Origin of the sequence: Saccharopolyspora shandongensis (assembly GCF_900106995.1) — a bacterium.
In the GTDB taxonomy this organism is placed as follows: domain Bacteria; phylum Actinomycetota; class Actinomycetes; order Mycobacteriales; family Pseudonocardiaceae; genus Saccharopolyspora; species Saccharopolyspora shandongensis.
On record NZ_FNOK01000129.1, the window covers coordinates 1 to 1556 of the forward strand.

The window sequence follows — 1556 nt, forward strand, 5'->3', positions numbered from 1 at the left end:
GCGACGATGCCCTGGCCGGTGGTGGGGTCGGAGGCCCCGACCACGGCGGCCTCGGCGACGTTGGGGTGCGACACCAGGGCGGACTCGACCTCGGTGGTGGAGATGCGGTGCCCGGAGACGTTCATGACGTCGTCCACGCGGCCGAGCAGCCAGATGTCGCCGTCGTCGTCGTACTTGGCGCCGTCGCCGGCGAAGTAGTAGCCGAGGTCGGCGAACTTCGACCAGTAGGTGTCGCGGTAGCGCTCGTCGTCGCCCCAGATGCCGCGCAGCATCGACGGCCACGGCTGGTCGAGCACCAGCAGCCCGCCGCCGCCGTTGCCGACCTGGGCGCCGGTCTCGTCGACGACCTTCGCCGAGATGCCGGGCAGCGGCTGCTGCGCGGAGCCGGGCTTGGCGGCGGTGACGCCGGGCAGCGGCGAGATCATGATCGCGCCGGTCTCGGTCTGCCACCAGGTGTCCACGATCGGCGTGCGGTCGCCGCCGATGTTCTTGCGGTACCAGATCCAGGCCTCGGGGTTGATCGGCTCGCCGACCGACCCCAGCAGGCGCAGGGAGGACAGGTCGTACTTGGCGGGGATCTCGGCGCCCCACTTCATGAAGGTGCGGATGGTCGTCGGGGCGGTGTAGTAGATCGTCACCCCGTACTTCTGCACGACCTCCCAGTGCCGGCCCTCGTGCGGCGCGTTGGGGGTGCCCTCGTAGACGACCTGCGTCGCCCCGTTGGCCAGCGGGCCGTAGACGATGTAGCTGTGGCCGGTGACCCAGCCGATGTCCGCGGTGCACCAGAACACGTCCGACTCGGGCTTGAGGTCGAAGACGTTGTGGTGCGTGTAGGCGACCTGGGTGAGGTAGCCGCCGGAGGTGTGCAGGATGCCCTTGGGGCGCCCGGTGGTGCCCGAGGTGTAGAGGATGAACAGCGGGTTCTCGGCGTCGAAGGCTTCCGGGGTGTGCTCCTCCGGCTGGCCGGCGACGACGTCGTCCCACCACTTGTCGCGCGAGTCGTCCCAGGTCACCTCGCTGCCGGTGCGGCGCACCACGACCACGTGCTGGACGCTGGGGGTCTCCGCGACGGCCTCGTCGACGTTGGCCTTCAGCGGCATGGCCTTGCCGCGCCGGTACTGGCCGTCGGCGGTGATGACGACCTTGGCCTCGGCGTCGTTGATCCGGGTGCGCAGCGCCTCCGAGGAGAACCCGCCGAAGACCACGCTGTGCATGGCGCCGAGCCGGGCGCAGGCCAGCATCGAGAACACGGCTTCGGGCAGCATCGGCAGGTAGATCGCGACCCGGTCGCCGGCGCCCACGCCCAGTGCCGCCAGCGCGTTGGCGGTGCGGGACACCTCGCGCTGCAGCTCGGCGTAGGTGATCTCGCGGGAATCCCCGGGCTCGCCTTCCCAGTAGATCGCGACCCGGTCGCCGTTGCCCGCCTCGACGTGGCGGTCCACGCAGTTGTAGGCCACGTTCAGCTTGCCGCCCACGAACCACTTCGAGAACGGCGCGTTCGACCAGTCCAGGACCTGGTCCCACTTGGTGTCCCAGGCCAGCCGCTCGGCTTGCTT

At 70.2% G+C, this 1556-nt stretch carries 1 protein-coding gene; it reads right to left on the reverse strand.

Annotated features, from left to right (window positions below; translation table 11 throughout):
- Positions 1 to 1556 (reverse strand): acetate--CoA ligase (acs, locus tag BLW84_RS45920; RefSeq protein ID WP_093279044.1); only part of this gene is annotated, 1556 nt, incomplete at both ends.